Annotated in this window: 19 protein-coding genes; 6 read left to right on the top strand and 13 right to left on the bottom strand. The window is 72.6% G+C overall.

Annotated features, from left to right (window positions below; genetic code table 11):
- Nucleotides 1–62: 62 nt before the first annotated feature.
- The 4 genes from ACWDD7_RS09675 to ACWDD7_RS09660 all read right to left on the bottom strand — a co-directional run bounded on the left by ACWDD7_RS09675 (nt 63) and on the right by ACWDD7_RS09660 (nt 8,643).
- Complete coding sequence (locus tag ACWDD7_RS09675; RefSeq protein ID WP_450456948.1) at nt 63–1,724, bottom strand: serine/threonine-protein kinase; 1,662 nt, start codon at nt 1,722–1,724, stop codon at nt 63–65.
- 163 nt (nt 1,725–1,887) lie between these two features.
- A complete protein-coding gene (locus tag ACWDD7_RS09670) occupies nt 1,888–4,464 on the bottom strand; it encodes a protein kinase (protein WP_450456947.1) in 2,577 nt (858 codons plus the stop codon).
- 170 nt (nt 4,465–4,634) lie between these two features.
- On the bottom strand, nt 4,635–6,560 hold the full coding sequence (locus tag ACWDD7_RS09665; RefSeq protein WP_450456946.1) for a serine/threonine-protein kinase: 1,926 nt from the start codon (nt 6,558–6,560) through the stop codon (nt 4,635–4,637).
- A gap of 373 nt (nt 6,561–6,933) precedes the next feature.
- The gene (locus ACWDD7_RS09660) at nt 6,934–8,643 is read right to left on the bottom strand and encodes a glycerol-3-phosphate dehydrogenase/oxidase (RefSeq protein WP_392219002.1); all 1,710 of its coding nucleotides are present in this window, start codon (nt 8,641–8,643) and stop codon (nt 6,934–6,936) included.
- 279 nt (nt 8,644–8,922) lie between these two features.
- On the opposite strand from ACWDD7_RS09660, the gene ACWDD7_RS09655 reads away from it, so the two are divergent.
- Both ACWDD7_RS09655 and ACWDD7_RS09650 read left to right on the top strand, forming a co-directional pair.
- A complete protein-coding gene (locus ACWDD7_RS09655) occupies nt 8,923–10,131 on the top strand; it encodes a nucleotide sugar dehydrogenase (RefSeq protein ID WP_450456945.1) in 1,209 nt (402 codons plus the stop codon).
- A 161-nt stretch (nt 10,132–10,292) separates the two neighbouring features.
- Entirely contained in the window at nt 10,293–10,841 is a 549-nt protein-coding gene (locus ACWDD7_RS09650; RefSeq protein ID WP_351879484.1) for a hypothetical protein, read from the top strand.
- A 78-nt stretch (nt 10,842–10,919) separates the two neighbouring features.
- Here the strand turns inward: ACWDD7_RS09650 and ACWDD7_RS09645 are convergent, their stop codons facing one another.
- The 4 genes from ACWDD7_RS09645 to ACWDD7_RS09630 all read right to left on the bottom strand — a co-directional run bounded on the left by ACWDD7_RS09645 (nt 10,920) and on the right by ACWDD7_RS09630 (nt 15,447).
- Nucleotides 10,920–12,044 (bottom strand): GuaB3 family IMP dehydrogenase-related protein, encoded by a 1,125-nt coding sequence (locus ACWDD7_RS09645; RefSeq protein WP_392218460.1) that lies wholly within the window; start codon nt 12,042–12,044, stop codon nt 10,920–10,922.
- A 116-nt stretch (nt 12,045–12,160) separates the two neighbouring features.
- Entirely contained in the window at nt 12,161–13,666 is a 1,506-nt protein-coding gene (gene guaB / locus ACWDD7_RS09640; RefSeq protein ID WP_450456944.1) for an IMP dehydrogenase, read from the bottom strand.
- A 129-nt stretch (nt 13,667–13,795) separates the two neighbouring features.
- On the bottom strand, nt 13,796–14,383 hold the full coding sequence (locus ACWDD7_RS09635) for a sigma-70 family RNA polymerase sigma factor (protein WP_450456943.1): 588 nt from the start codon (nt 14,381–14,383) through the stop codon (nt 13,796–13,798).
- Nucleotides 14,384–14,835: 452 nt separating this feature from the next.
- On the bottom strand, nt 14,836–15,447 hold the full coding sequence (locus tag ACWDD7_RS09630) for a response regulator transcription factor (protein ID WP_003948568.1): 612 nt from the start codon (nt 15,445–15,447) through the stop codon (nt 14,836–14,838).
- 381 nt (nt 15,448–15,828) lie between these two features.
- Between ACWDD7_RS09630 and ACWDD7_RS09625 the strand changes: the two genes are divergently transcribed.
- Nucleotides 15,829–16,158, top strand: a complete 330-nt coding sequence (locus ACWDD7_RS09625) for a WhiB family transcriptional regulator (RefSeq protein WP_285561784.1) — start codon at nt 15,829–15,831, stop codon at nt 16,156–16,158.
- A gap of 129 nt (nt 16,159–16,287) precedes the next feature.
- On the opposite strand, the gene ACWDD7_RS09620 is transcribed toward ACWDD7_RS09625, so the two are convergent.
- On the bottom strand, nt 16,288–17,190 hold the full coding sequence (locus ACWDD7_RS09620; RefSeq protein ID WP_392218459.1) for a LysR family transcriptional regulator: 903 nt from the start codon (nt 17,188–17,190) through the stop codon (nt 16,288–16,290).
- Nucleotides 17,191–17,270: 80 nt separating this feature from the next.
- On the opposite strand from ACWDD7_RS09620, the gene ACWDD7_RS09615 reads away from it, so the two are divergent.
- From ACWDD7_RS09615 to ACWDD7_RS09605, 3 genes are all read left to right on the top strand, one after another.
- Nucleotides 17,271–17,939, top strand: coding sequence for an MOSC domain-containing protein (locus ACWDD7_RS09615; protein ID WP_351880326.1), 669 nt, complete (start codon nt 17,271–17,273; stop codon nt 17,937–17,939).
- A 63-nt stretch (nt 17,940–18,002) separates the two neighbouring features.
- The gene (locus ACWDD7_RS09610) at nt 18,003–18,776 is read left to right on the top strand and encodes an SDR family NAD(P)-dependent oxidoreductase (RefSeq protein ID WP_450456942.1); all 774 of its coding nucleotides are present in this window, start codon (nt 18,003–18,005) and stop codon (nt 18,774–18,776) included.
- 83 nt (nt 18,777–18,859) lie between these two features.
- Entirely contained in the window at nt 18,860–19,567 is a 708-nt protein-coding gene (locus ACWDD7_RS09605) for an ester cyclase (RefSeq protein WP_351880320.1), read from the top strand.
- Nucleotides 19,568–19,627: 60 nt separating this feature from the next.
- Here ACWDD7_RS09605 and groL read toward each other — a convergent pair whose 3' ends face one another.
- The 4 genes from groL to ACWDD7_RS09585 all read right to left on the bottom strand — a co-directional run bounded on the left by groL (nt 19,628) and on the right by ACWDD7_RS09585 (nt 23,640).
- Complete coding sequence (gene groL, locus ACWDD7_RS09600; protein WP_450456941.1) at nt 19,628–21,256, bottom strand: chaperonin GroEL; 1,629 nt, start codon at nt 21,254–21,256, stop codon at nt 19,628–19,630.
- A gap of 124 nt (nt 21,257–21,380) precedes the next feature.
- The gene (groES, locus tag ACWDD7_RS09595; RefSeq protein WP_070026284.1) at nt 21,381–21,689 is read right to left on the bottom strand and encodes a co-chaperone GroES; all 309 of its coding nucleotides are present in this window, start codon (nt 21,687–21,689) and stop codon (nt 21,381–21,383) included.
- A gap of 332 nt (nt 21,690–22,021) precedes the next feature.
- Nucleotides 22,022–22,615 (bottom strand): hypothetical protein, encoded by a 594-nt coding sequence (locus tag ACWDD7_RS09590; RefSeq protein WP_450456940.1) that lies wholly within the window; start codon nt 22,613–22,615, stop codon nt 22,022–22,024.
- A gap of 122 nt (nt 22,616–22,737) precedes the next feature.
- Entirely contained in the window at nt 22,738–23,640 is a 903-nt protein-coding gene (locus ACWDD7_RS09585) for a polysaccharide deacetylase family protein (RefSeq protein ID WP_450456939.1), read from the bottom strand.
- Between the last annotated feature and the right edge of the window lie 84 nt (nt 23,641–23,724).

The raw sequence follows: 23,724 nt of genomic DNA, 5'->3' as shown, positions 1-23,724 counted from the left end.
TGTTCAGTGACTCGTTTTCAGCCGTTTCAGTCGCAAAGCGCACCCGTTCGGCTCAAGGCCCCTCATCGCGTCGCGGCCGGCTGCTGCCAGCTCTGGAGCACCCACTTGAACTGCTTGCCGATCCGCGGCCAGTCGGCGGCGGGCCCGGACATGTAGATGGCGTACTCGGTGCCCTCGCGCGAGAAGTACGTCTCCTCGATGGCGTGCCGCGGGCCCGCCACGTACGGCGGGTCCTTCTTCAGCGCGGTCCAGGTGTACTCCCACAGCGAGCCGTTCCGGTCGCGGTAGACGTTCTGTTCGAGCGTCACGCGCTGGTAGCCGACGAGCCGTTGGAGCTGCTGTTCGAGATCCTTCTGGTGCTCGTGGGCGTCGAGGAAGTCCGGCGAGCTGTCGATGGAGATGCGCACGAAGTGCTTGCCGCCGTCGGGGGTGTAGTCGATCTGCTTCAGGGGACCGTCGATGCCGTACACCTGGCGCTTCCAGCCCTTGGGCAGGGAGATGCTGAAGCCCAGCGGGTCGTGGTGGGTCTCCCAGTTGTCCGGGACGGTGCCGGTGCCCTCCTGGCCGTGGCCGCCGCCGGGGCTCGCCGAGGAGGTCGGGCCGGCGTCCGTGCCGCCGCCCGCCGTCGTGTGGTGACGGCTGCTGTTCCACTCCTGGAAGCCCACCGCCGCGCCACCGCCGAGCACGGCCGCGACGGCGACGACGAGTGCGAGCGTGCGCAGCCTGCGCCGGGGGCGCGCGGGCCCTCCCGCGCCGTGTCCCGGCACGGGGCCCACGACGGTCGGCCCGAGGGCCGACCGGCCGGCCGGGGGCGGACCCGCCGCGGCCGGGGCGCCGTAGCCGCCGGTGTCCCCGGGTCCGTGCAGGCCCGTGCTCTGGGTCGGCACGAACGCCTGGGCGGCAGGGGGCCGCCGCCCCTCCGCGGCCTCGGCGAGCATCTGCTCGGCCTCCTCCGCGCCCGGCCGCAGCTCCGGTTCCTTGCGCAGCAGCGCGGAGATGACCGGTCCGAGCGGCCCGGCGTTGCGCGGCTGTTCGGCCTCCTCCTCGACGACCGCCTGCATGGTGCTCAGCGGCGAGGTACGGCGGAACGGCGAGCGCCCCTCCACCGCCGTGTACAGCGTCGCACCGAGCGCCCACAGGTCGGAGGCGGAGCCGGGATCGTGGCCGCGCACCCGTTCGGGCGCGAGGTAGTCGACCGAGCCGACGACCTCTCCGGTGCGGGTGATGGTGGAGTCGCCCTCGATCTGGGCGATGCCGAAGTCGGTGAGCAGCACCCGGCCGTCGCGGCCGAGGAGAACGTTGCCAGGCTTGACGTCCCGGTGCAGTACGCCGGCGGAATGCGCGGCGCGCAGCGCCCGCAGCACCCACAGCCCGATCCGCGCGGCCTCGCGCGGCTCGATGCGCCCCTGCTCCTTGACCGCGTCGGCCAGCGAGTTGCCCTCGACCAGCTCCATCACGATCCAGGGCCGGCCGTCGTGTTCGAGCACGTCGTGCACGGTGACGACGGCGGAGTGGTTGATGCGCGCCGCGGCCCGCGCCTCGGCCCGGGTGCGGGCCAGCAGGACCGCCTGGTCGCTGTCGGAGACGTAGAGCGCGGCGGTCAACTCCTTGACGGCGACCGTCCGGTGCAGCACCTCGTCGTGGGCGCGCCACACCCGGCCCATGCCACCGCTGCCGATGGAGTCGGCAAGCCGGTAGCGGCCCGCTATGAGCAGGCCCTGCATCTGATTCACGTTGCCCCGCAATGCTCTTGTCAGGGTCAGACTAAGGACCGGCTCGTTCTCAGGGAACAAGCGGGGTCCCAAGGAAACCGCACTGTGACGATGGTCATTTCCGCACGGAAACGGGAACCGGCGCGCCGGGCACGGCCCGTTGTGTACGCCATGCTCAACCGGTGTAGCGGTACGTCGCGGTAGCTTCCTCGTACAGCCGTGTCACCTCGTCCCGGTCGGCGTCCGGGCCGCGGACCTGGAGGATGTGGTACCGCCCGTTCAGCAGGATCGCCATGTTGCGCACGTACAGATCGCGGCCCTGACCGTCGGTCCAGGTGAACTGCCCCTCGGCCATGGTCCGTCCGCCCACCTCGATGGTGCGCAGCCCGGTGGCGGTGGCCCAGCTGGAGTCGCGGTACGGCTGGAGTTCGCGTTCCTTGTCCCGCTGGTAGGCCATCGGATCGCTGCCGTACGTCGACGCGCCGTCCCGCCCGGGTACGACCGTCAGCTCGAAGTCGCCGTGCGCGTAGACCACTTCGCCGCTGCCGTTCTTCGGTGCGCGTGTCCAGCCCTTGGCCACGGCGATCTCGAAGCCCTCGGGGTCCTTGCGCAGGGCGAAGCCGTCGGGCACGGAGGAGGTGGTGCCGGTCTGGGTCTCGGAGGCGGTGGGGCTGTGCTGGGAGCGGGCGGGCGCGGGACTCGCCTGGCCGGCGGAACGGTTCGTGCCGGTCCCGCTCTGCCCGTGCCGCGCGTGCTGCCGGGGCATGAACAGCATCGCGTACGCGACCGCGCCGGCCAGCAGGAGCAGGATCAGCACGAGCAGGACCCGGCCCAGGCGGTTCGGCGAACTCCCGCCCTCGCGCCCCCGCTTGTGCCGGGCGTGCGGCTCGGGCAGCCCGGGGCGCCGCCGTCGCACCAGCTCGCCCCGGCGCCGGATGATCGGCAGCCGGCGCGGATCGGCGGGCGGTACGGGCACCACGCGCGCACCGGCCTCCGGCTCGGGCGCGGACCGCACCAGCGAGCGCAGCCAGCCGCCCAGTTCCTCGAAGTCCGGCCGCTCGGTGGGGTCCTGGCGCAGCAGCGACTCCACCACCGGCCGCAGCGGACCGCACTCCTCGGCGTAGGCGGGCGGCTCGGCGCACACCAACTGCACCAGTTCCGCGGTGGATTCCTCGGGATACGGCGCATGCCCCTGCACCGCGCGGAACAACAGCGCGCCCAGCGCCCACAGATCGGTGGCGGGCCCGACCGGCGCCGCCAGCTGCCAGTTCTCGTGCACCGGCCCGGCCTGCTCCGGCGCCCACCGCTCGGTCACCGGCCCCACCACGGCCATCCGCGCCTGCCGGGCCCGCTCGGCCGCGAGCGCCCCGCCGGGCCGCCGCGCACCGGCACCGGGCGCGGACTCGTCCCAGCGGGCGTGCGTCCTGGGCGGTAGGGCGGGGGCCGGGGCCGGGGTGTCGTGCCGGGCGGGTTCGAGGCCGTGCGGGGCGGGGGTCCGGGCGCCGCGCACCCCGTAGGGGTCGACGGAGCGGCCAGGGGTGTCGGGGCGGGGGGCCGGAACCGAGGGGTACGGCGACCGGGCGGCCAGGCCGGAGGAGGGGCGTTGGGGCAACGGCCGCGGGTCGTGCGGCGAGGGTCCCGGGGCGTACGGCGCGTGCCCCGTCGGGTACGGCGACCGCGCCGCACCGGCGTCCTCGACGGGCCGGGCGGGCCCCCCGGGGTAGGGCGCCCGGGAGTGCGACGACGCCCCCTCGCTCCCGGCCGGCAGGTCGGCGCCCCCGTCGTCCTCCGGGGCCCGCCGGGCCCCGGGCAGCGCGGCGCCTTCGCCCTGCCTCGCCTCCTGCACCCGGGCCGCGGCACGGGCCCCCGCCCGGTACGCGGCGATCGCCCCGGCCCGCGCGGCACGGATGTCGGCACCGCTGTCCGCCGCCCGCTGCCCCGCCGTACCGGACGCCTCGGGCCCGCCGACCGCCCCGTTCGCCCCCGGCACCGCCGGCCCGCCGGCCGCCCGCGCCTGGATGGCGGCCCGCCGCGCGGCCTCGGGGTCCACGGCATCGGACGCGACGACGTCACCGGGCCGCCCGGCGATCGGCACGGCCCCGGACGCGTGTTCGCCGGGGCCCTCGTCGTCCTCCGCCCCCGGCACCGGGTCGTACCCGCACAGCGCCTCCTCCGCGGCGCCGGACGCGAGGCCGGTCAGCATCACGCGGCCGTCGTCGCAGACGAGGACCGTGCGGGCGGTGACGTTGCGGTGGACCCAGCCGTGGGCGTGCAGGACGCGCAGGGCCATGAGGACGTCGGAGGCGACCTCGGCGGCGCGGTACGGCGTGAGGGGGCGCTCGGCGAGGAGCGCGGACAACGGGCGGGCGGCGACCCACTCGCTGACGATCCACAGCGAGCCGCCCTCGGCGAAGACGTCGAACACCTGGTCGAGGCGTGGATGGTCGGGGATGCGGGCCGCCGCCTGCGCGGCCTCGACGGCGCGCCGCACCGCGGGCTCGGTCGGCTGCCGCGTCGCGCCCCTCGCGGCCGGCACGGAACGCGCTCCGCGCCCGCGCGCGAACCCCTCGGGCAGGCCCTCCGCGTCGATCACCTCGGCCTCGACGACCTCGGGCAACGGCACCTGACGGACCAGCACCTCCTGGCCGCTGTAGGTGTCGAAGGCGCGGGTCTCCGTCAGCTCGTACGCGTCGGACGGCGGCAGCGGCAGGCGGTAGCGGTCGGCCAGTACCCGGCCCGCGTAGTCGTCCATTCCGCCTCCCCCTCCCCCGGCCGCCCGGTCTGGTCACATCCGTTCGCGTCACGGGCCGTTCCGCGCCGGCACCCGGCTCCGTACGGTCCTCAACCATTCACGATACGTGCCGGAGGCAACCCGCACCGCGCGGATGCCGGATTCCGGCGCCATGAACCGGCGGGCGGGTCCTAGGACTTGGCCCGGAACGACGCCGTCAGCGTCCGCCAGGTGTCCTTGCGCAGGTCGCCGTGCCAGTCGTCGGCCTTCGCGGTGTACATCAGCGCGTAGCCGAGGTGGCCGTCGACCACGAAGCCGCGGTCGATGGTGCGGTACCCGGTGCCTCCGTCGACGTAGGTGAACTCCCAGTCGGCCGTGTTCCAGCCGCGGTAGTCCACCTGCTCGATCCGGATCCGGTGGTACTGCGCGCGCACCATGTAGTGCTCCTGGCTCTTCCAGTCCGCCACCGGGTCGTCCTTGGGCGTGTCGGTCCAGGCGACGAGCAGCTTCTGCCCGCCGGGACCGGTGTAACGGTCACCGGCCGGTCCGTGGGACTGGTACGACCATCCCCGGGGCAGCCCGATCGAGTAGCCCTGCCCGCCCTTGCGGGTGGAGACGGCCGGCGCGCTCCCGGCGGAGGCGGACGCGCTCGCGCCGGCGCCCGTCGCGGAACCCGTTCCCGTCGCGGCCCCGGTCCCCGGGCCGGTGGGCGCCGAACTCCCGCCGTCGGTGCGGGTACCGCTCCCCGGCGATGTGCCGTGGCCGCCCTCGGCGGACGCGCTCGCACCGGCCGTGGTCCGGGCGGCGCCCTTGCCGTTCTTGTCGCTGCCGCTGAGGGCGACGGCCAGAACGGTGCCGATCACCGCGAGCGCCACCACCACGGCGACGATCACCAGCGTGCGTCTGGGCACCACATCGGTGAGCGAGGCGCGCGGCACCGGCCGCGGCGGCAGGTCCAGATCCGGCGGCGGCATGACGGGCCAGCCCGAACTGGGCCTGGCCGCGCCGGCGTTGCCGTTGCCCTTGTCGCCGGGCGGGTTCCCGGCGGAGCTCGGCGCGGCGACGGCCTCGGGGGCCGCCCCGGAAGCGGTACCGGCACCGGCCGCGGCACCGGCCGCCCCCGCCGCCTTGCGCACCGACCGCAGCGCGCCGCGCAGCTTCTCCGCGGCCTCCTCGTTCCGCTTGCCCTCGCCGTCGCCCGGCTGCACGGGCAGCGGTACGACCCGGGTGGCGTCCAGCGGCTCCGGCTCGCGCGCGTGGATCACCTTGTCGAGCAGCACCCGCGCCCCGGCGTCGTCGAGCCGCTCGGCCGGGTCCTTGGTGAGCAGGCCGTAGATGACGTCCCGCAGCGGGCCCGCGTTCTTGGGCTCCTCCAGCGGCTCGGTCATCACCGCGGTGAGCGTGGCGATCGCGGAGCCCTTGTCGTACGGCGGCACGCCCTCGACCGCCGCGTACAGCAGCCCGCCGAGCGACCACAGATCGGCCGCGGGGCCCGGCTTGTGGCCGCGGGCGCGCTCCGGGGAGATGTAGGAGGGGGCGCCGACGAGCATGCCGGTGGAGGTGATGGACGGGTCGCCCTCGACCTGCGCGATGCCGAAGTCGGTGAGGACGACGCGGCCGTCGTCGGCGATGAGCACGTTGGACGGCTTCACGTCCCGGTGCAGGATGCCCTCGCGGTGGGCGGAGCGCAGCACGTCGAGGACGGCGAGGCCCACCTCGGCGGCCCGCCTGGGCTCCAGCACGCCGTCCTCGCGGATGACCTCGGCGAGGGACTTGCCCTCCACCAGCTCCATGACGATCCATGGCCGGTCGTCCTCGTCGACCACGTCGAAGACCGTCACCGCGCTGTTGTTGCGGATCCGGGCGATCGCCTTGGCCTCGCGCAGGGTGCGCGTGATCAGGCGCCGCTTCTCCTCCTCGTCGATGTTCGTCGGGAACCGGAGTTCCTTGACGGCGACCGTACGGCCGAGGGTCTCGTCCTCGGCGCGCCAGACCGTGCCCATGCCGCCGCGGCCCAGCACGTCTCCCAGCCGGTACCGCCCGGCGAGGAGACGCCGTCCGCTCTTGCCCTGCCGAGTCTCCTGACGAGGTGTCCCCGCCCGATCCGCCTCCGACATGCGTCCCCTCATACAACCCGCCCTGACAGAGCCTCCATTGTCTCTCACCCGACAAGTGCTCCACGCCGTGGGGCCCTCCCCGGACCTCCGCGAAGCCGCCCTTCCCCCGCCCGGCATGACGGCCCGTGAGAACCCGGCGACCCCCGGTGCCGACCCTCCGGTCACACCCACCCAAACCGCTGCGCCGGGGGGGGGCGGCCACCACCCCGAAACACCTCACCCCCCGGGGGCCCTCCCCCCTCCCCCGCCCCCTCCCCGCCCCTCCCCCGACAGAGCAGCCCGCTACCCCGCCCCCCTCGACAAACCGGCCCGCCCCCCATCACCCGACGAGCACCCCCGCCCCTTCACCCCCCGCCCCTTCACCCCCCGCCCCTCAACTCAGCGGCACGATGTCCGGCGCCCCCAGCCGCGCCGCGTCCGCCGTCTGGTCGTCGGGCTGGAGTTGGGACTCGCGTTCGGCCTCCACGCGCTTCTCGTAGTGCTCCACCTCGCGTTGGATCCGGTCCTCGTCCCAGCCGAGGACCGGCGCCATCAGTTCGGCGGCCTCGCGGGCGCTGCGGGTGCCGCGGTCGAAGGTCTCGATGGAGATGCGGGTGCGCCGGGTGAGGACGTCGTCCAGGTGCCGGGCGCCCTCGTGCGAGGCGGCGTAGACGACCTCGGCGCGCAGATAGTCGTCGGCGGCGCGCAGCGGTTCGCCGAGCGCGGGGTCCCCCTCCACCAGGTCGAAGATCTCCTCGGCCATCGACCCGTACCGGTTCAGCAGGTGTTCGACCCGGACCGTGTGCAGCCCGGTGCGGGCGGCTATGCGGGCCCGCGCGTTCCACAGCGCCTGGTAGCCCTCCGCGCCGAGCAGCGGGGTCTCCTCGGTCACGCAGTCGGCGACGCGCCGGTCGAGGCCGTGCACCGCCTCGTCGACGGCGTCCTTCGCCATCACCCGGTAGGTGGTGTACTTGCCGCCCGCCACGACCACCAGGCCCGGCGCCGGATGGGCCACCGTGTGCTCGCGGGACAGCTTGCTGGTGGCGTCGGACTCGCCGGCCAGCAGCGGCCGCAGTCCCGCGTACACCCCCTGCACGTCGTCGCGCCCGAGTGGCACGCCGAGCACCGAGTTGACGTGTTCCAGCAGGTAGTCGATGTCGGCGCTGGACGCGGCCGGATGGGCCTTGTCGAGGTCCCAGTCGGTGTCGGTGGTGCCGACGATCCAGTGCCGGCCCCAGGGGATGACGAACAGGACGGACTTCTCGGTGCGCAGGATCAGTCCGGTGGTGGAGTGGATGCGGTCCTTGGGCACGACCAGGTGGATGCCCTTGGAGGCACGGACGTGGAACTGGCCGCGCTCGCCCACCATGGCCTGGGTGTCGTCGGTCCACACCCCCGTGGCGTTGACGATCTGCTGGGCGCGCACCTCGTACTCCCCGCCGCCCTCGACGTCCTGCACCCGGGCGCCGACGACCCGCTCGCCCTCCCGTAGGAACCCGGTGACGCGCGCCCGGTTGGCCACCTTCGCGCCGTACGACGCCGCCGTGCGCACCAGGGTGGCCACGAAGCGGGCGTCGTCCACCTGGGCGTCGTAGTACTGGAGGGCGCCGACGAGGGCGTCCTTGCGCAGGCAGGGCGCCACGCGCAGGGCCTGACCACGGCTCAGGTGCCGGTGCACGGGCAGGCCCCGGCCGTGGCCGCGGGCCATGGACATCGCGTCGTAGAGCGCGACACCTGACCCCGCGTACAGCCGCTCCCAGCCGCGGTGCTGCAACGGGTAGAGGAACGGCACCGGTTTGACCAGGTGCGGGGCGAGCCGCTCCAGGAGCAGCCCGCGCTCCTTCAACGCCTCGCGGACGAGCGCGAAGTCGAGCATCTCCAGATAGCGCAGTCCGCCGTGGATGAGCTTGCTGGAGCGGCTGGAGGTGCCGGACGCCCAGTCCCGGGCCTCGACCAGGCCGGTGGACAGTCCGCGGGTGACGGCGTCCAGCGTGGTGCCCGCCCCCACGACGCCGGCGCCGATCACCAGGACGTCCAGCTCGTGCTCGGCCATCGCCGCCAGTGCCTCGGCGCGCTGCACCGGTCCCAGAGTCGCTGTCCTCACCGCTGCCTCCCGCTGTCGCTGAGTCGCTCGCGTCGGCCGCACCCGGAGGGCGAGGCCCGGTCACCACCACCTCATGCCCAAATTCTGACCGGCTTGCCCGACTTCAGCCACCACGCACCCGCGACCTGTGGATAACCAGCGCACATCCCCGGGAGACACACGAACAGAATCCCACATAACGGTCATATTTACTCCTAGTGTGACAGTGCGCTCGCTCATCCTGTCCACAGCGGTTGCGCACCCGCTCCCCTTCGGTTACTGGGAAGGACGGCCCACGCCATGCCCGCAGACCTCGCCGTCATCGGACTCGGCCCCTACGGTTTGCCGCTCGCCCAGGCCGCGGTGGCCGCCGGCATCCCCACGCTCGGCTATGCCACCGGACCCGAGGCGGGGCCGCTGAGCCCCGCCGAGCTGCGCCGGATGCACGCCTCCGGGTTCCGGCGCGCCACCGACCCCGCCCAGCTCGGGCGGGTGCGCACCGCGGTGATCTGCGCGCCCACCCCGCGCGGCGCCGACGGCGGCCCGGACCTCGGCCAGGTCGGGGCCGCCGCCCGCGCCCTCGCCGGACGGCTGCGCCCGCACACCACCGTCATCCTGGAGTCGCCCGTGCCGCCGGGGACGACCGAGGACTTCCTGCGCCCCCTGCTGGAAGAGGGTTCCGGCATGCGCGCGGGCCGCGACTTCCATCTCGCCTACTCCCCCAGCCGGGTCGACCCCGGCAACCGCGCGCACACCCCCGCCGGCACCCCCAAGGTCATCGGCGGGCTCACCCCCGCCTGCACCGAGTCGGCCGCCGCCTTCTACGGCCGGCTCACCGACAAGGTGGTCCGCGCGCGGGGGCTGCGCGAGGCGGAGGCGGTGCAGCTCCTGGAGACCAACTTCCGGCACGTCAACATCGCGCTGGTGAACGAGATGGCGGTGCTCTGCCACGAACTCGGCGTCGACCTGTGGGACGTCATCCGCTGCGCCGAGACCAAGCCGTTCGGCTTCCAGGCGTTCCGGCCGGGCCCCGGCGTCGGCGGCCACGCCGTCCCGCAGGACCTCGCCGGGCAGGCGAGCCGCGCCCTGCGCATGGTGGAACTGGCCCAGCAGGTCAACAACCGGATGCCCGGGTACGTCGTGCAGCGCGCCGCGACCCTCCTCAACGAGCACGGCAAGTCCGCCCGGGGCGCCCGCGTGCTGCTGCTCGGCGTGACCTACAAGGCGGACCTCCCCGACCAGCAGGGCGCCCCGGCCCGGGAGATCGCCGTACGCCTGATGGAACTCGGCGCGACCGTGAGCTACCACGACCCCTACGTGCCCGCGTGGAGCGTCCTGGACCGCCCGGTCCCGCGCGCGGACTCGCTCTACGAGGCCGCCGCGGCCGCCGACCTGACGATCCTGCTCCAACAGCACCGCACCTACGACCTCCAGGGTCTGTCGGTGAAGGCCCAACTGCTCCTGGACACCCGGGGAGCCACCCCGACGGGAGCGGCGCACCGGCTCTGAGCGGCGGGGCGCCGAAACCTCGCACGAGATCACGATAGGAAAACAAGCCGGGCGTTGTCGGTCCTGCCTGTTAGTCTCCCCCGGACTTGCCGCACACAGATGCGAGCCGGTCTTCCGTTCCACCTCATCCAGTTGTACCGCAGCACGGGGGGATTCCTGTCATGAGCCAGTCAGCACCACCGCCGCAGCCGCCGCAGTCCGGCCCGGTCGACGCCGGCCCGTACGCCCAGCAGGCGCAGGCTCCGTACCCGCCGCAGCCGGGCCTCGGCGCTCCCGGGCCGATGGCCCCCGCCGCACCCGCGCCGGTCCGCGGCAACGCGGCCCTCGGCCTGATCGCCGCGGTGGTGGCCGCCGTGGTCGCCGCCGGGCTCTACGGCCTCATCATCGGCGCCACCAAGCACGAGATCGGCTACGCGGCCGTGGGTGTCGGCTTCGTCGTCGGCCTCGCGGCGGGCAAGGCGGGCGGCCGCAACGCCGTCCTGCCGGTCGCCTCCGTGGTGCTGGCGCTGGTCTCGGTGTACTTCGGCCAGCTGGTGGGCGAGGCCATGATCGGCGCCAAGGCGCTCGGCGTGAACTTCACCGACGTCTTCTTCGGCCACTTCGGCGTGGTGCAGGAGGCATGGAAGGCGGACGCCGACCCGCTGACCTTCCTGTTCTTCGCGCTCGCCGGTTTCGCCGCGTTCTCGGCCGCCAAGAAGGCCGCCCAGTAAGGGGCGCACACACGCGCAGGGGCCCGGCCACCGCATCGGCGCATCGGTGGCCGGGCCCCTGCGCGTGTGTACGGCGGGTCAGCGCTTGTGCTGGCTGTCCGCGATCGTCACCTCGACCCGCTGGAACTCCTTGAGCTCGCTGTAGCCGGTGGTGGACATGGCGCGGCGCAGGGCGCCGAAGAGGTTCATCGAGCCGTCCGGGGTGTGGGACGGGCCGGTGAGGACCTCCTCGATGGTGCCGACGGTGCCGAGGTCGACCTTCTTGCCGCGCGGCAGCTCCTCGTTGACCGCCTCCATGCCCCAGTGGTGGCCCTTGCCGGGCGCGTCCGTGGCGCGGGCCAGCGGGGAGCCCATCATCACCGCGTCGGCGCCGCAGGCGATCGCCTTGGGCAGGTCGCCGGACCAGCCGACGCCGCCGTCCGCGATCACGTGCACGTAGCGGCCGCCGGACTCGTCCATGTAGTCGCGGCGGGCCGCGGCCACGTCGGCGACGGCGGTGGCCATCGGAACCTGGATGCCCAGCACATTGCGCGTCGTGTGCGCGGCGCCGCCGCCGAAGCCGACCAGGACGCCGGCCGCGCCGGTGCGCATCAGGTGCAGCGCGGCGGTGTAGGTGGCGCAGCCGCCCACGATCACCGGGACGTCCAGCTCGTAGATGAACTGCTTCAGGTTCAGCGGCTCGTGCGAGGACGAGACGTGCTCCGCCGAGACGGTGGTGCCGCGGATGACGAAGATGTCCACGCCCGCGTCCACGACAGCCTTGGAGAACTGGGCGGTACGCTGCGGGGAGAGCGCGGCGGCCGTGACCACGCCGGAGTCGCGCACCTCCTTGATGCGCGCGCCGATCAGCTCCTCCTTGATGGGCGCCGCGTAGATCTCCTGGAGGCGGCGGGTGGCGCGCTCGGCCGGCAGCTCGGTGATCTCGTCCAGCAGCGGCTGCGGGTCCTCGTACCGCGTCCACAGGCCCTCAAGGTTGAGGACGCCGAGGCCGCCCAGCTCGCCGATGCGGATCGCGGTGGCCGGGGAGACCACGGAGTCCATGGGGGCCGCCAGGAAGGGCAGCTCGAAGCGGTAGGCGTCGATCTGCCAGGCGATCGAGACCTCCTTCGGGTCCCGCGTACGGCGGCTGGGGACGACGGCGATGTCGTCGAAGGCGTACGCCCGGCGGCCGCGCTTGCCGCGCCCGATCTCGATCTCAGTCACGTCTGTGGCCTTTCCCTGTTGCGTTTCAGCGCCTTCCAGTATCGCCGACGAGTACGGCAAAGGCGGCCCCGGATGCTCCGGGACCGCCTTCGTACGACGTCACGCGCGTCGGCGCGTCACTTCTTGTTGCTGTAGTTCGGCGCCTCGACCGTCATCTGGATGTCGTGCGGGTGGCTCTCCTTGAGGCCCGCGGAGGTGATCCGGACGAAGCGGCCCTTGGACGCCATCTCCCCGATGGTGGCCGCGCCGACGTAGCCCATGGTCTGGCGCAGACCGCCGACGAGCTGGTGCAGCACGTTGGCGAGCGGACCGCGGTAGGGCACCTGGCCCTCGACGCCCTCGGGCACGAGCTTCTCGTCGGTGGTCACGTCGGCCTGGAAGTAGCGGTCCTTCGAGTAGGACTTGGCCTGGCCGCGGGACTGCATGGCGCCCAGCGAACCCATGCCCCGGTACGACTTGAACTGCTTGCCGTTGATGAAGAGCAGCTCGCCCGGGGACTCCTCGCAGCCGGCCAGGAGGCTGCCCAGCATCACCGTGTCCGCACCGGCGGCCAGCGCCTTGCCGATGTCACCGGAGTACTGGAGGCCGCCGTCGCCGATCAGCGGGATGCCGGCGGGACCGGCCGCGAGGGACGCCTCGTAGATGGCGGTGACCTGGGGGACACCGATGCCGGCGACGACACGGGTGGTGCAGATGGAGCCCGGCCCCACGCCCACCTTGATGCCGTCCACACCGGCGTCGATCAGCGCCTGGGCGCCGTCGCGGGTGGCGACGTTGCCGCCGACCACGTCGACGTTCACGCTCGACTTGATCTTCGCCATCCAGCTCAGCGCGTTGCTGTTGTGACCGTGCGAGGTGTCGACGACCAGGAAGTCCACACCGGCCTCGGCGAGGGCCTGGGCGCGCTCCAGCGCCTCCGGGCTGGCACCGACCGCGGCACCGACGAGCAGCCGGCCCTCGGCGTCCTTCGCGGCATTGGGGTACTGCTCGGCCTTGACGAAGTCCTTGACCGTGATCAGGCCCTTGAGGGCGCCCTCGTCGTCCACCAGCGGCAGCTTCTCGATCTTGTGCCTGCGCAGCAGCTCCATGGCCTCCGGGCCGGAGGTGCCGACCTTGCCGGTGACCAGCGGCATCGGGGTCATGACCTCGTGCACGCGGCGGCTGCGGTCGCTCTCGAAGGCCATGTCGCGGTTGGTCACGATACCGAGGAGCTTGCCGGCCGCGTCGGTGACCGGGACCCCGCTGATGCGGAACTTGGCGCACAGCGCGTCCGCCTCGGCGAGCGTGGCCTCCGGGTGCACGGTGATCGGGTCGGTGACCATGCCGGACTCCGACCGCTTCACGAGGTCGACCTGGTTGACCTGGTCCTCGATGGAGAGGTTGCGGTGCAGCACGCCGACGCCGCCCAGGCGGGCCATCGAGATCGCCATCCGGGACTCGGTCACCTTGTCCATCGCCGCCGACAGGAGCGGGATGTTCACCCGGACGTTGCGGGAGATGCGGGACGAGGTGTCGGCCGCGTTGGGGAGCACTTCGGATGCGCCCGGCAGCAGCAGCACGTCGTCGTAGGTCAGCCCGAGTGTCGCGAATTTTCCGGGCACTCCGTCGACGTTGGCAGTCATGACACCTTCCCCAAATGGCCTTGATCGGTGCGGATGTCCATGCTAACGGGAAGCGTGGCCAGCAAATTCCACGGCGGAAGATCACCTTCGGCTTCGTATGTTCATACGGTGTTCGACGGGAGGTCGCCGCTACTGCTCGGCCAGTGCCCTCAGACGGCTCAGGGCCCGGTGCTGGGCGACCCGGACGGCGCCGGGTGACATTCCCAACATCTGTCCCGTCTCCTCCGCGGTGAGGCCCACCGCGATGCGCAGCAGCAGCAGTTCGCGCTGGTTCTCGGGGAGGTTGGCCAGCAGCTTCTTGGCCCACTCGGCGTCGCTGCTGAGCAGGGCGCGCTCCTCGGGGCCGAGCGAGTCGTCGGGCCGCTCGGGCATCTCGTCGGAGGGCACGGCGGTCGAACCCGGGTGGCGCATCGCGGCGCGCTGGAGGTCGGCGACCTTGTGGGAGGCGATGGCGAAGACGAACGCCTCGAAGGGGCGGCCGGTGTCGCGATAGCGGGGCAGCGCGAGCAGGACCGCGACACAGACCTCCTGGGCGAGGTCCTCCACGAAGTGACGGGCGTCGCCGGGCAGCCTGGACAGCCGGGTGCGGCAGTAGCGCAGCGCCAGTGGGTGGACGTGCGCGAGCAGGTCGTGTGTGGCCTGCTCGTCCCCGTCGACGGCACGAAGCACGAGAGAGCCGATCGCCCCCTGGGCCGTGCCCGCCTCGTCGTCGCCCATCGGTCCATGGTGCCCTGCGGCCGTCCGGTCCGTCGCATCGTGCTGGTGGTTGTGCACCGAAGCGTTATGAGCAGGTGCGCCGGCACTCATCCCCTGCGCCCTCCCCTTCCGCTCGACCGACTCGTCCCCGAGAGACTCCACACCCTCAAGGATGCGGCATGCGCGCCGAAACGAGCAGCGCCCGTCCGGTGGGCCGCCTTGCGCGCCGCCACACGGCGCGTCCCGGCGGAGCGTACGCGGTGCCGCCGGCCGACCGCGACGGACACCGGCCCGCCGTTGATCCGGCGGGGCATGACGACGCGCACGGCGGCGCCGGCAGGGGGCACGCCACCCCGACCGGGGGGTTCACCGCGGATTCGCCCCGCGAAGCCGAACGGCGGCAGGGGCATGCGCGGCGCCCCCCGGAGGAAGGCCCGGCCCCGCGCGGCACGTCGCGCGGGGCCCGCCGGGTCCTACCTGACCAGGCCCCAGCGGAAGCCGAGGGCCACCGCGTGGGCGCGGTCCGAGGCGCCGAGCTTCTTGAACAGGCGCCGGGCGTGGGTCTTGACGGTGTCCTCGGAGAGGAACAGTTCACGGCCGATCTCGGCGTTCGAGCGGCCGTGGCTCATGCCCTCCAGGACCTGGATCTCGCGCGCGGTGAGCGTGGGCGCGGCGCCCATCTCGGCCGAGCGCAGCCGGCGCGGGGCCAGCCGCCAGGTCGGGTCGGCGAGGGCCTGCGTCACCGTGGCCCGCAGTTCGGCGCGCGAGGCGTCCTTGTGCAGATAGCCCCGGGCGCCGGCGGCGACCGCGAGGGCCACGCCGTCCAGGTCCTCGGCGACGGTCAGCATGATGATGCGCGCGCCGGGGTCGGCGGATAGCAACCGGCGCACGGTCTCCACGCCGCCCAGGCCGGGCATGCGGACATCCATCAGGATGAGGTCGGAGCGGTCGGCGCCCCAGCGGCGGAGGACTTCCTCGCCGTTGGCCGCCGTCGTCACACGCTCGACACCGGGCACGGTCGCGACCGCGCGGCGGAGCGCTTCTCGGGCAAGCGGGGAGTCGTCGCAGACGAGGACGGATGTCATGACCGCCCTCCGCAGCTGATGCGCGTCACCTTGAGCCTCCAGGCTGGTACGGAATCGTCACCTGTGCGGTCGACCGTCTCGGACGCCTGCCCGAGCGCTTGTGTTCTCAACCGCCTCCGCACTCTCAACGACGGTCACTCGAAAGAGTTACGGGGCTGCACGCCGTCATCGGCACTCTACGTGAGGGCGTCGGCACGGTGCAGACATGCCCAACGGACCCTCAACTTTTCATCACAACCTATGCCCCATTCAGCTGCTTTTCTTCCCGTTTCGTAGTGTTCGGGGCTAGATTCGCAATGAGTCATATTTACATCTCCTTAGACCGGAGATGTACGGTCGTTGGCACCGTATCCGCCCAGAACGGCTACAAGGGGTCACGTAATGGCAGATTTCTCCCGCCTTCCCGGACCGAACGCGGACCTGTGGGACTGGCAGCTGCTGGCTGCCTGCCGCGGCGTGGACAGCTCGCTCTTCTTCCACCCGGAGGGCGAGCGCGGGGCGGCTCGGAGCGCTCGCGAGAACTCGGCCAAGGAGGTCTGCATGAGGTGCCCGGTCCGTGCGGAGTGCGCGGCGCACGCGCTGGCGGTGCGCGAGCCGTACGGCGTCTGGGGCGGCCTGACCGAGGACGAGCGCGAGGAGTTGATGGGGCGGGCGCGCAACCGCCTGGTGGCGGCCTCGACCACCAGCGGTGACACCGCCCAGAACCACTGAAGGAACGTTTCTGCAAGCACCCGCCGCCCGTCGGGTGCCTGATACCCCCACCCTCCGGGCACGCCGAGCGCGTGCCCGCGACTCTGCGCCGCTCCGCGCCCTGCCGTGCCGAGGGATCGCTACGGTGCGTTACACCGCGCGCCCGGCCGCCCGCGCCAGCTGCCCCAGCGTCGCCGCGACCGCCGGCACCTGCGCCAGATCGGGCAGGGTGAGCGCGACGATCTCCCGCCGCACCGCCGGCTCCAACCGCACCGCGCGCACCCCACGCGGCCGCACCGACTCCACCGCCAGCTGCGGCAGGACGGCCACGCCCAGACCCGCGCCCACCAGGCCCGCGACCGCCGGATAGTCGTCGGTGGCGAAGTCGATGCGCGGCACGAACCCGGCCCCCTCGCAGACCTCCACCAGCTGGCCCCGGCAGCGCGGGCAGCCCGCGATCCAGGGCTCCTCGGCCAGCTCCCCGATGGCGATGCTCTCGGCGCGCGCGAGCCGGTGCCGCTCGGGCACCAGGGCCACCAGGCGGTCGGTCAGCAGGGGGCGTACGACCAGGTCGTCCCAGTCCTCGGCGACCGCCGCGCCCTCGTAGCGGAAGGCCAGGGCGAGATCGCAGTCGCCCTCGCGCAGCAGTTCGACGGAGCGCGGGGGTTCGGCCTCTTCCAGGGAGACCCGGGTGCCGGGGTGGGCGGCGCGCAGGGCGGCGAGCGCGGTGGGGACCAGGGTGGAGCTGCCGCTCGGGAAGGAGACCAGCCGGACCCGGCCGGCCCGCAGGCCCGCGATGGCGGCGACCTCCTCCTCGGCGGCGGTGAGCCCCGCGAGAATGCCGGAGGCGTGCCTGACCAGGGCCTCCCCGGCCTGGGTCAGCCGCATCTCGCGGCCCGCGCGGACCAGCAGCGGAGTACCGACGGAGTTTTCCAGGGCCTTCATCTGCTGGCTGACGGCGGGCTGGGTGCAGCCCAGTTCGCGCCCCGCCGCCGAGAACGAGCCGGTGGCGGCGACGGCGCGCAGGACACGGAGATGACGGGCCTCGATCACCCTTCAAGCATAAGGCCTTCTTGGGGACGACGCTCGAAATTTGCTCGACACTTTGAGGCGCGGCCCCGTACGGTGCCGGCATGAAGCTTCTCTCGGTCAACGTCGGGCAGGCGCGCCCGGTGCCGTACACCAGTCAGCCGGACGGCCTGACGGGCATCGACAAGAGGCCGGTCGACGGCCCGGTGAGGGTGTCCGCGCCGGGCCCGAAGGGGACCGCCGGGAGCGGGCTCGCCGGGGACGCGGTGTGCGACCTGAAGCATCACGGCGGAAACGACCAGGCGGTGTACGCGTTCGCGCGCGAGGATCTCGACCAGTGGGAGCGCGAACTGGGCCGCACCCTGGCCAACGGCTGCTTCGGGGAGAACATCACGACCGACGGGCTCGACGTCTCCGGGGCGCTGATCGGCGAGCGCTGGCGGATCGGTCCGACCGTGGTCCTGGAGGTGTCCTCGGGCCGTATCCCCTGCCGCACCTTCCAGGGCCACCTGGGCGAACAGGGCTGGGTCCGCAGGTTCACCCGGAAGGGCGCAACGGGTGCCTACCTCCGGGTGATCGAACCGGGCGAGATACGCGCGGGCGACCGCGTCGAGATCGTCCACCGGCCCGCCCACGGGGTGACCGCGGCGATGGAGTTCCGGGCGACCACCACCGAGCGGGACCTGCTGCCCCGGCTTCTCGCCGCCGCCGAGCACCTGCATCCGGAGGCACTGGCCGCGGCCCGCAAGTACGTCGCCGCGCAGGCCCGCTGAGGCCCCGTCACCGCATGGCGGACACCACCTGCCGGTATCCCCCGCGGTCACTACCCTTGGGCCATGACAACGGCTCTGATTACGGGATCGACCGCGGGGATCGGTGCCGCCTTCGCGCGGCGCCTGGCGGCTGACGGGCACGACCTCGTCCTGGTGGCGCGGAATGCCGCCCGGCTGCACGAACAGGCGACCGAGCTGCACGACCGGCACGGCATCGAGGCGGAGGTGCTGGCCGCCGACCTCTCCGGGGACAAGGGCATCGAGACCGTCGCCGACCGGCTCGGCGACCGCAAGAACCCGGTCGACCTGCTGATCAACAACGCCGGTTTCGGCAACAAGGGCCGCTATCTGGACGTCTCCATGGCCGACGAGCTGACGATGCTCAAGGTGCACTGCGAGGCGGTGCTGCGGCTGACCTCGGCGGCGGCGGAGGCGATGCGCGAGCGCGGCCGGGGCGGGGTGGTCAACGTCGCCTCGGTGGCGGCCTTCGTGCCCCGGGGCACCTACGGCGCGTCCAAGGCGTGGGTCGTGCAGTTCACCCAGGGCGCGGCACGGGACCTGGCCGGCAGCGGCGTCCGGCTGATGGCCCTGTGCCCCGGGTTCGTGCGCACCGAGTTCCACCAGCGGGCCGGAATGGGCACGGACAACATCCCCGGCTGGATGTGGCTGGACGCCGACAAGCTGGTCGCGGCGGGCCTCGCCGACCTGGCGCGCGGCAAGTCGCTGTCCATCCCGGACCCCCGTTACAAGGCGCTGATGGGCCTGGTGAAGATCGCCCCGCGCGGGCTCCTCGGCGGGGTCACCGCCCGCACCGGGCGCAAGTACGGCCCGCAGTAGCCGTTCGCGCAAGGCGGGTGCCGTCGGCGGTCCGGTGCGAAAATGGGAGGGAAGACCGGACCAGGGGGGCCGGAGGCGGCGCCATGACCTTCGTACAGCTCATCGACTGCAGGACGAGCCGGCCGGACGAGATGAACCGGCTCATGGACGACTGGATCGCGCGGACCAGGGGACGGCGGACGGCGACCCACACACTGGTCGGCCGGGACCGCTCGGACGCCGCGCACCTCGTGGAGGTCGTGGAGTTCGCCTCGTACGAGGACGCGCTGCGCAACTCCGGCCTGCCGGAGACCGAGCAGGTCTTCCGGGAGATGGCCGCCCTGTGCGACGAGTCGCCCGTGTTCATGGATCTCGACGTCGTTCGGGACGACCTGTCGGCCGAGGGCACCGTGCGGCGGTTCTTCACCACCCTCGCGGCCCCGGGCGAGCTGCCCCCGCTCAACGACCTGCTGGACGAGGACGTGCACAGCCACGACCCGGTGAACCCGCAGGACACCATCGGCCTGGACAACGCCCGCGCCGAGTACCGCATGTGGCGGGCCGCCTTCGACTCCGACTTCACCGTCGAGGACGTCCTCGCCCAGGAGGACCGCGCCTGCGCCCGCTGGACCTGGCGGGCCATCCACACGGGCGACTTCCTCGGCATCGCCCCCACCGGCCGCCGCGTCACCATGACCGGCATGACCTTCTTCCGCTTCACCCCGGACGGCAAGATCACCGAGACCTGGTGGCAGCACGACCAGCTGGGGCTGATGCAGCAGTTGGGCGCGCTGGACGAGTTGGAGCAGTAGGCAGGCCGAAGGCCCGGCACCCCTCGCGGGGTGCCGGGCCTTCGGTCGGAGCGGTGGGGCTCAGTGGGCGTGGCCGTGGCTGTGGCCGTGGCCCGCGGCGGCCTCCGGCTCCTCTTCCTTCTTCTCGACGACCAGGGTCTCGGTCGTGAGCAGCAGGGAGGCGATGGAGGCGGCGTTCTCCAGGGCGGAGCGGGTCACCTTGACCGGGTCGATGACGCCGGCCTTGACCAGGTCGCCGTACTCGCCGGTGGCGGCGTTGTAGCCCTGACCCTTCTCCAGGTCCTTGACCTTGGAGACGATGACGTAGCCCTCCTGGCCGGCGTTCTCGCCGATCCAGCGCAGCGGCTCGACGACCGCGTTGCGGACCACGGCGACACCGGTGGCCTCGTCGCCGGTCTTGTCGAGGTTGCCCTCAAGGACCTTGGAGGCGTGCACCAGGGCGGAGCCACCACCGGAGACGATGCCCTCCTCGACCGCGGCGCGGGTCGCGGAGATGGCGTCCTCCAGACGGTGCTTCTTCTCCTTCAGCTCCACCTCGGTGGCGGCGCCGACCTTGATCACGCACACGCCGCCGGCCAGCTTCGCGAGGCGCTCCTGGAGCTTCTCGCGGTCCCAGTCGGAGTCGGTGTTCTCGATCTCGGCCTTGATCTGCGCGACGCGGCCGTTCAGGTCCTCGGCCTTGCCGGCACCCTCGACGATCGTGGTGTCGTCCTTGGTGACGGTGACGCGGCGGGCGGAGCCGAGGACGTCGAGGCCGACCTGGTCGATCTTGAGGCCGACCTCCTCGGAGATGACGGTGGCGCCGGTGAGGACGGCCATGTCCTGAAGCATCGCCTTGCGGCGGTCGCCGAAGCCGGGGGCCTTCACCGCGACGGCGTTGAAGGTGCCGCGGATCTTGTTGACGACCAGGGTCGACAGGGCCTCGCCCTCGACGTCCTCGGCGATGATCAGCAGCGGCTTGGAGCCGGCCTGGATGACCTTCTCCAGCAGCGGCAGCAGGTCCGCGATGGAGCCGATCTTGCCCTGGTGGATCAGGATGTACGGGTCGTCGAGGACGGCCTCCATACGCTCCTGGTCCGTGACGAAGTACGGCGACAGGTAGCCCTTGTCGAAGGCCATGCCCTCGGTGAAGTCCAGCTCCAGACCGAAGGTGTTGGACTCCTCGACGGTGATGACACCGTCCTTGCCGACCTTGTCCATCGCCTCGGCGATCAGCTCGCCGACCTGCTGGTCCTGGGCGGACAGCGCGGCCACGGCGGCGATGTCGGACTTCTCGTCGATCGGGCGGGCCGTGGCGAGCAGGTCGTCGGAGACGGCCTTGACGGCGGCGTCGATGCCCTTCTTCAGGGCGGCCGGGGAGGCGCCGGCGGCGACGTTCCGCAGGCCCTCGCGCACCAGCGCCTGGGCGAGCACGGTGGCGGTGGTGGTGCCGTCACCCGCGATGTCGTTGGTCTTGGTCGCCACCTCCTTCACCAGCTGCGCGCCGAGGTTCTCGTACGGGTCATCGATCTCGACCTCGCGGGCGATCGTGACACCGTCGTTGGTGATGGTAGGGGCACCGAACTTCTTGTCGATGACGACGTTGCGACCCTTGGGGCCGATCGTCACCTTCACCGTGTCGGCCAGCTTGTTGACGCCGCGCTCAAGGGCGCGACGGGCGTCCTCGTCGAACTTCAGGATCTTCGCCATGACAGCGGGAGCCCTCTCGAAATCTGTGGGTGAAAAAGACGAACTGCGCCCCGGGCGCCCGGCTTCGTTATCGGTCGCAGGGGGCCAGGGGCGCAGTTCAGAGCAAAGGTTCGCTCGGGGTGAATTACTTCTCGATGATCGCGAGAACGTCGCGAGCCGAGAGGACGAGGTACTCCTCGCCGCTGTACTTCACCTCGGTGCCGCCGTACTTGCTGTACAGGACGACGTCGCCGACCTTGACGTCGAGCGGCAGGCGCTCGCCGTTCTCGAAACGGCCCGGGCCCACGGCGAGGACGGCGCCCTCCTGGGGCTTCTCCTTCGCGGTGTCCGGGATGACCAGGCCAGAGGCCGTGGTCTGCTCGGCGTCCAGCGGCTGGACCACGATGCGGTCCTCGAGCGGCTTGATGGCAACCTTGGAGCTGGCGGTCGTCACGATCCGACCTCCCCCTTCGGAGATCTCACGGGGTTAACTGTCTGAGGTGGCGACCAGGTCGATCCGTCGTCGCGGGTGCCGGACCTGCCCGTCGCGTTGTTGGCACTCTCCAGGGGGGAGTGCCAGAGCCGAGACTATGACCGGGATTAGCACTCGGTCAAGCGGAGTGCCAATGCCGTGCGGCGCGTCGGACGATCTCGGGCGACCGGAGGGCGTTTCGCACCGGGGTCCGCCCGCCGTCCCCCGGGGGGGCGCGCGCCCCGGAAGCCCCGTCCTCGGTCCGCGTCCTCGTCCTCGAACGCCGGACGGGCCGGTGGACCGGCCGGCGCCGGTCAGCCGAGGTAGTCCTCCAGCCTGGCCACCGTCAGGTTCCGCTTGCGGAGGGTGCGCAGGAGAGGGTCCGTGGCGGCGCCGGGCACCAGTCGGACGATGTCGCCGCGGCGGAGGTGGCGGGGACCCCGGGGATAGGTGAGGCCCGCCGGGGTCAGGGCGGCGCGCCAGAGGACGACGGCGGTGACGCCGCAGTCGGCGGCGGCGCGCAGGGTCGTCGGGTCGTACTCCCCGCCGGGCGGGCGCAGCAGGCGGGTGCGGCGGGCGCAGAGGGTGGCGCGCTGGCTGGCGTACGACGCTCCCGCCAGGGGCACGCGCCCGGGGGTGAACCGGCTCACCGGGCGGCGGAGTTCGCGCAGCGCGGCGGTGAGGCCGGGGTCCCGGACGGGGGCGTCGTAGGTGAGGAAGACGACCCGGTCGCGGGTGGGGATGTGGTCCACGACCGGGGGCAGGGCGCGGCCGGACGGGGGCGCCGCGAGGGGCCGGGCGTGCGGGCGCACCCCCTCGGCGGCCTTCTTGCCCAGGCGCTCGATGGGGGCGACGGGCTGGGCGCAGCCCCCGAGGAACAGGGTCGAGGCGAGCGCCCCGGCGAGCACGACGCTCCCTCCCGGCGCCCACCGCCTCACCGGTGCCCCCGCGGGCGCCCCGGGCACCCGCCCCGCGAACACGCCGTCACGAGCGGCCCTCCGGGCGCCTCACCGCCGTCCCTCCGGGCGCCTCACAGGTAGTCCTCCAGCCGTGCCACCGCATATCCCTCGCGCGTCACCTTGTTCAGGAAGCGGCGCATGTCGTCGACCATCGTGCCGTCCCAGTCGCTGCGGCCCCGGAAGTGGGTGAGGACGATGTCGCCGCGGCGCAGTCGCTGGTCGTCCTCGCGGTACTCCCAGTGGTCGACGTACACCTCCTCGTTCCAGATCGGGGCGTACTTGATGCCGCAGGACTTGGCGGCGACCAGCGTGTCCTGGTTGTAGTTGCCGTAGGGCGGGCGGAAGACGGTCGGGCGCTTGCCGTACTGCTTCCGCATGATGTCCTGCATGTCGCAGATCTCGTGCTTCTGCTCCTCGTAGGAGAGCCCCGGCAGGTAGGGGTGGGTGAGGGTGTGGTTGTTGAGGGTGTTGCCGTAGGACTGGGCCTTGCGGAAGTAGCCGTAGTCGTCCTTGACCAGGTAGTTGCTGAGGAACGCGGTGTAGGGGATCTTCAGGTCCCGCATCATCTGCAGGAACCGGGGGTCCTTCTCCGAGCCGTCGTCGATGGTGAGGAAGACGACCTTGTCCTTGGTCGGGACCGTGGTGAAGACCGGCGGCAGGTCCCAGTCGTCCTGGTGGTCCACCTCGAACCCCGCGCGCGCGGTGATGCGCGGCTTCACCGCGGGCGGCCGTGGGGGCGCGATCGGGACCTCGTCCAGGCCCCAGCGCTTCGCCGCGGCGACCATGCGGGCGTGTTCGGCGGCACGGAGGTCCGGGGCGGGGTGGGCGGCCGCGCCCTGGCCGGCCGCCGGGCGGGCGGCGTGCGGGCCGGAGCCGGAGCAGCCGGTCACGAGGGCGGTCGAGGCGAGGACGGCGGCACCGCAGCCGAGGGCGATCCGCGCCCGACTTTTGTCATTTTGTACTACTAGTCGCATGGTGCTGGATCTTCGCAGTCCCCGCCGCCGCTCCCCCGGCGACGACGCCGCCCGCGCGCACACCATCCACCGACTGGCCCACAA

The sequence above is a fragment of the Streptomyces sp. NPDC001056 genome (assembly GCF_053598955.1).
Note: the sequence above shows the minus strand (reverse complement) of the source record. Positions and strands in the feature narration are given on the sequence as shown.

Coding starts and splice junctions, on each gene's coding strand:
- ACWDD7_RS09675 (WP_450456948.1), bottom strand. CDS start 1,724: ATGCAGGGCCTGCTCATAGCGGGCCGCTACCGGCTTGCCGACTCCATC.
- ACWDD7_RS09670 (WP_450456947.1), bottom strand. CDS start 4,464: ATGGACGACTACGCGGGCCGGGTACTGGCCGACCGCTACCGCCTGCCG.
- ACWDD7_RS09665 (WP_450456946.1), bottom strand. CDS start 6,560: ATGTCGGAGGCGGATCGGGCGGGGACACCTCGTCAGGAGACTCGGCAG.
- ACWDD7_RS09655 (WP_450456945.1), top strand. CDS start 8,923: ATGCCCGCAGACCTCGCCGTCATCGGACTCGGCCCCTACGGTTTGCCG.
- ACWDD7_RS09650 (WP_351879484.1), top strand. CDS start 10,293: ATGAGCCAGTCAGCACCACCGCCGCAGCCGCCGCAGTCCGGCCCGGTC.
- guaB (WP_450456944.1), bottom strand. CDS start 13,666: ATGACTGCCAACGTCGACGGAGTGCCCGGAAAATTCGCGACACTCGGG.
- ACWDD7_RS09635 (WP_450456943.1), bottom strand. CDS start 14,383: ATGGGCGACGACGAGGCGGGCACGGCCCAGGGGGCGATCGGCTCTCTC.
- ACWDD7_RS09630 (WP_003948568.1), bottom strand. CDS start 15,447: ATGACATCCGTCCTCGTCTGCGACGACTCCCCGCTTGCCCGAGAAGCG.
- ACWDD7_RS09625 (WP_285561784.1), top strand. CDS start 15,829: ATGGCAGATTTCTCCCGCCTTCCCGGACCGAACGCGGACCTGTGGGAC.
- ACWDD7_RS09615 (WP_351880326.1), top strand. CDS start 17,271: ATGAAGCTTCTCTCGGTCAACGTCGGGCAGGCGCGCCCGGTGCCGTAC.
- ACWDD7_RS09610 (WP_450456942.1), top strand. CDS start 18,003: ATGACAACGGCTCTGATTACGGGATCGACCGCGGGGATCGGTGCCGCC.
- ACWDD7_RS09605 (WP_351880320.1), top strand. CDS start 18,860: ATGACCTTCGTACAGCTCATCGACTGCAGGACGAGCCGGCCGGACGAG.
- groL (WP_450456941.1), bottom strand. CDS start 21,256: ATGGCGAAGATCCTGAAGTTCGACGAGGACGCCCGTCGCGCCCTTGAG.
- ACWDD7_RS09585 (WP_450456939.1), bottom strand. CDS start 23,640: ATGCGACTAGTAGTACAAAATGACAAAAGTCGGGCGCGGATCGCCCTC.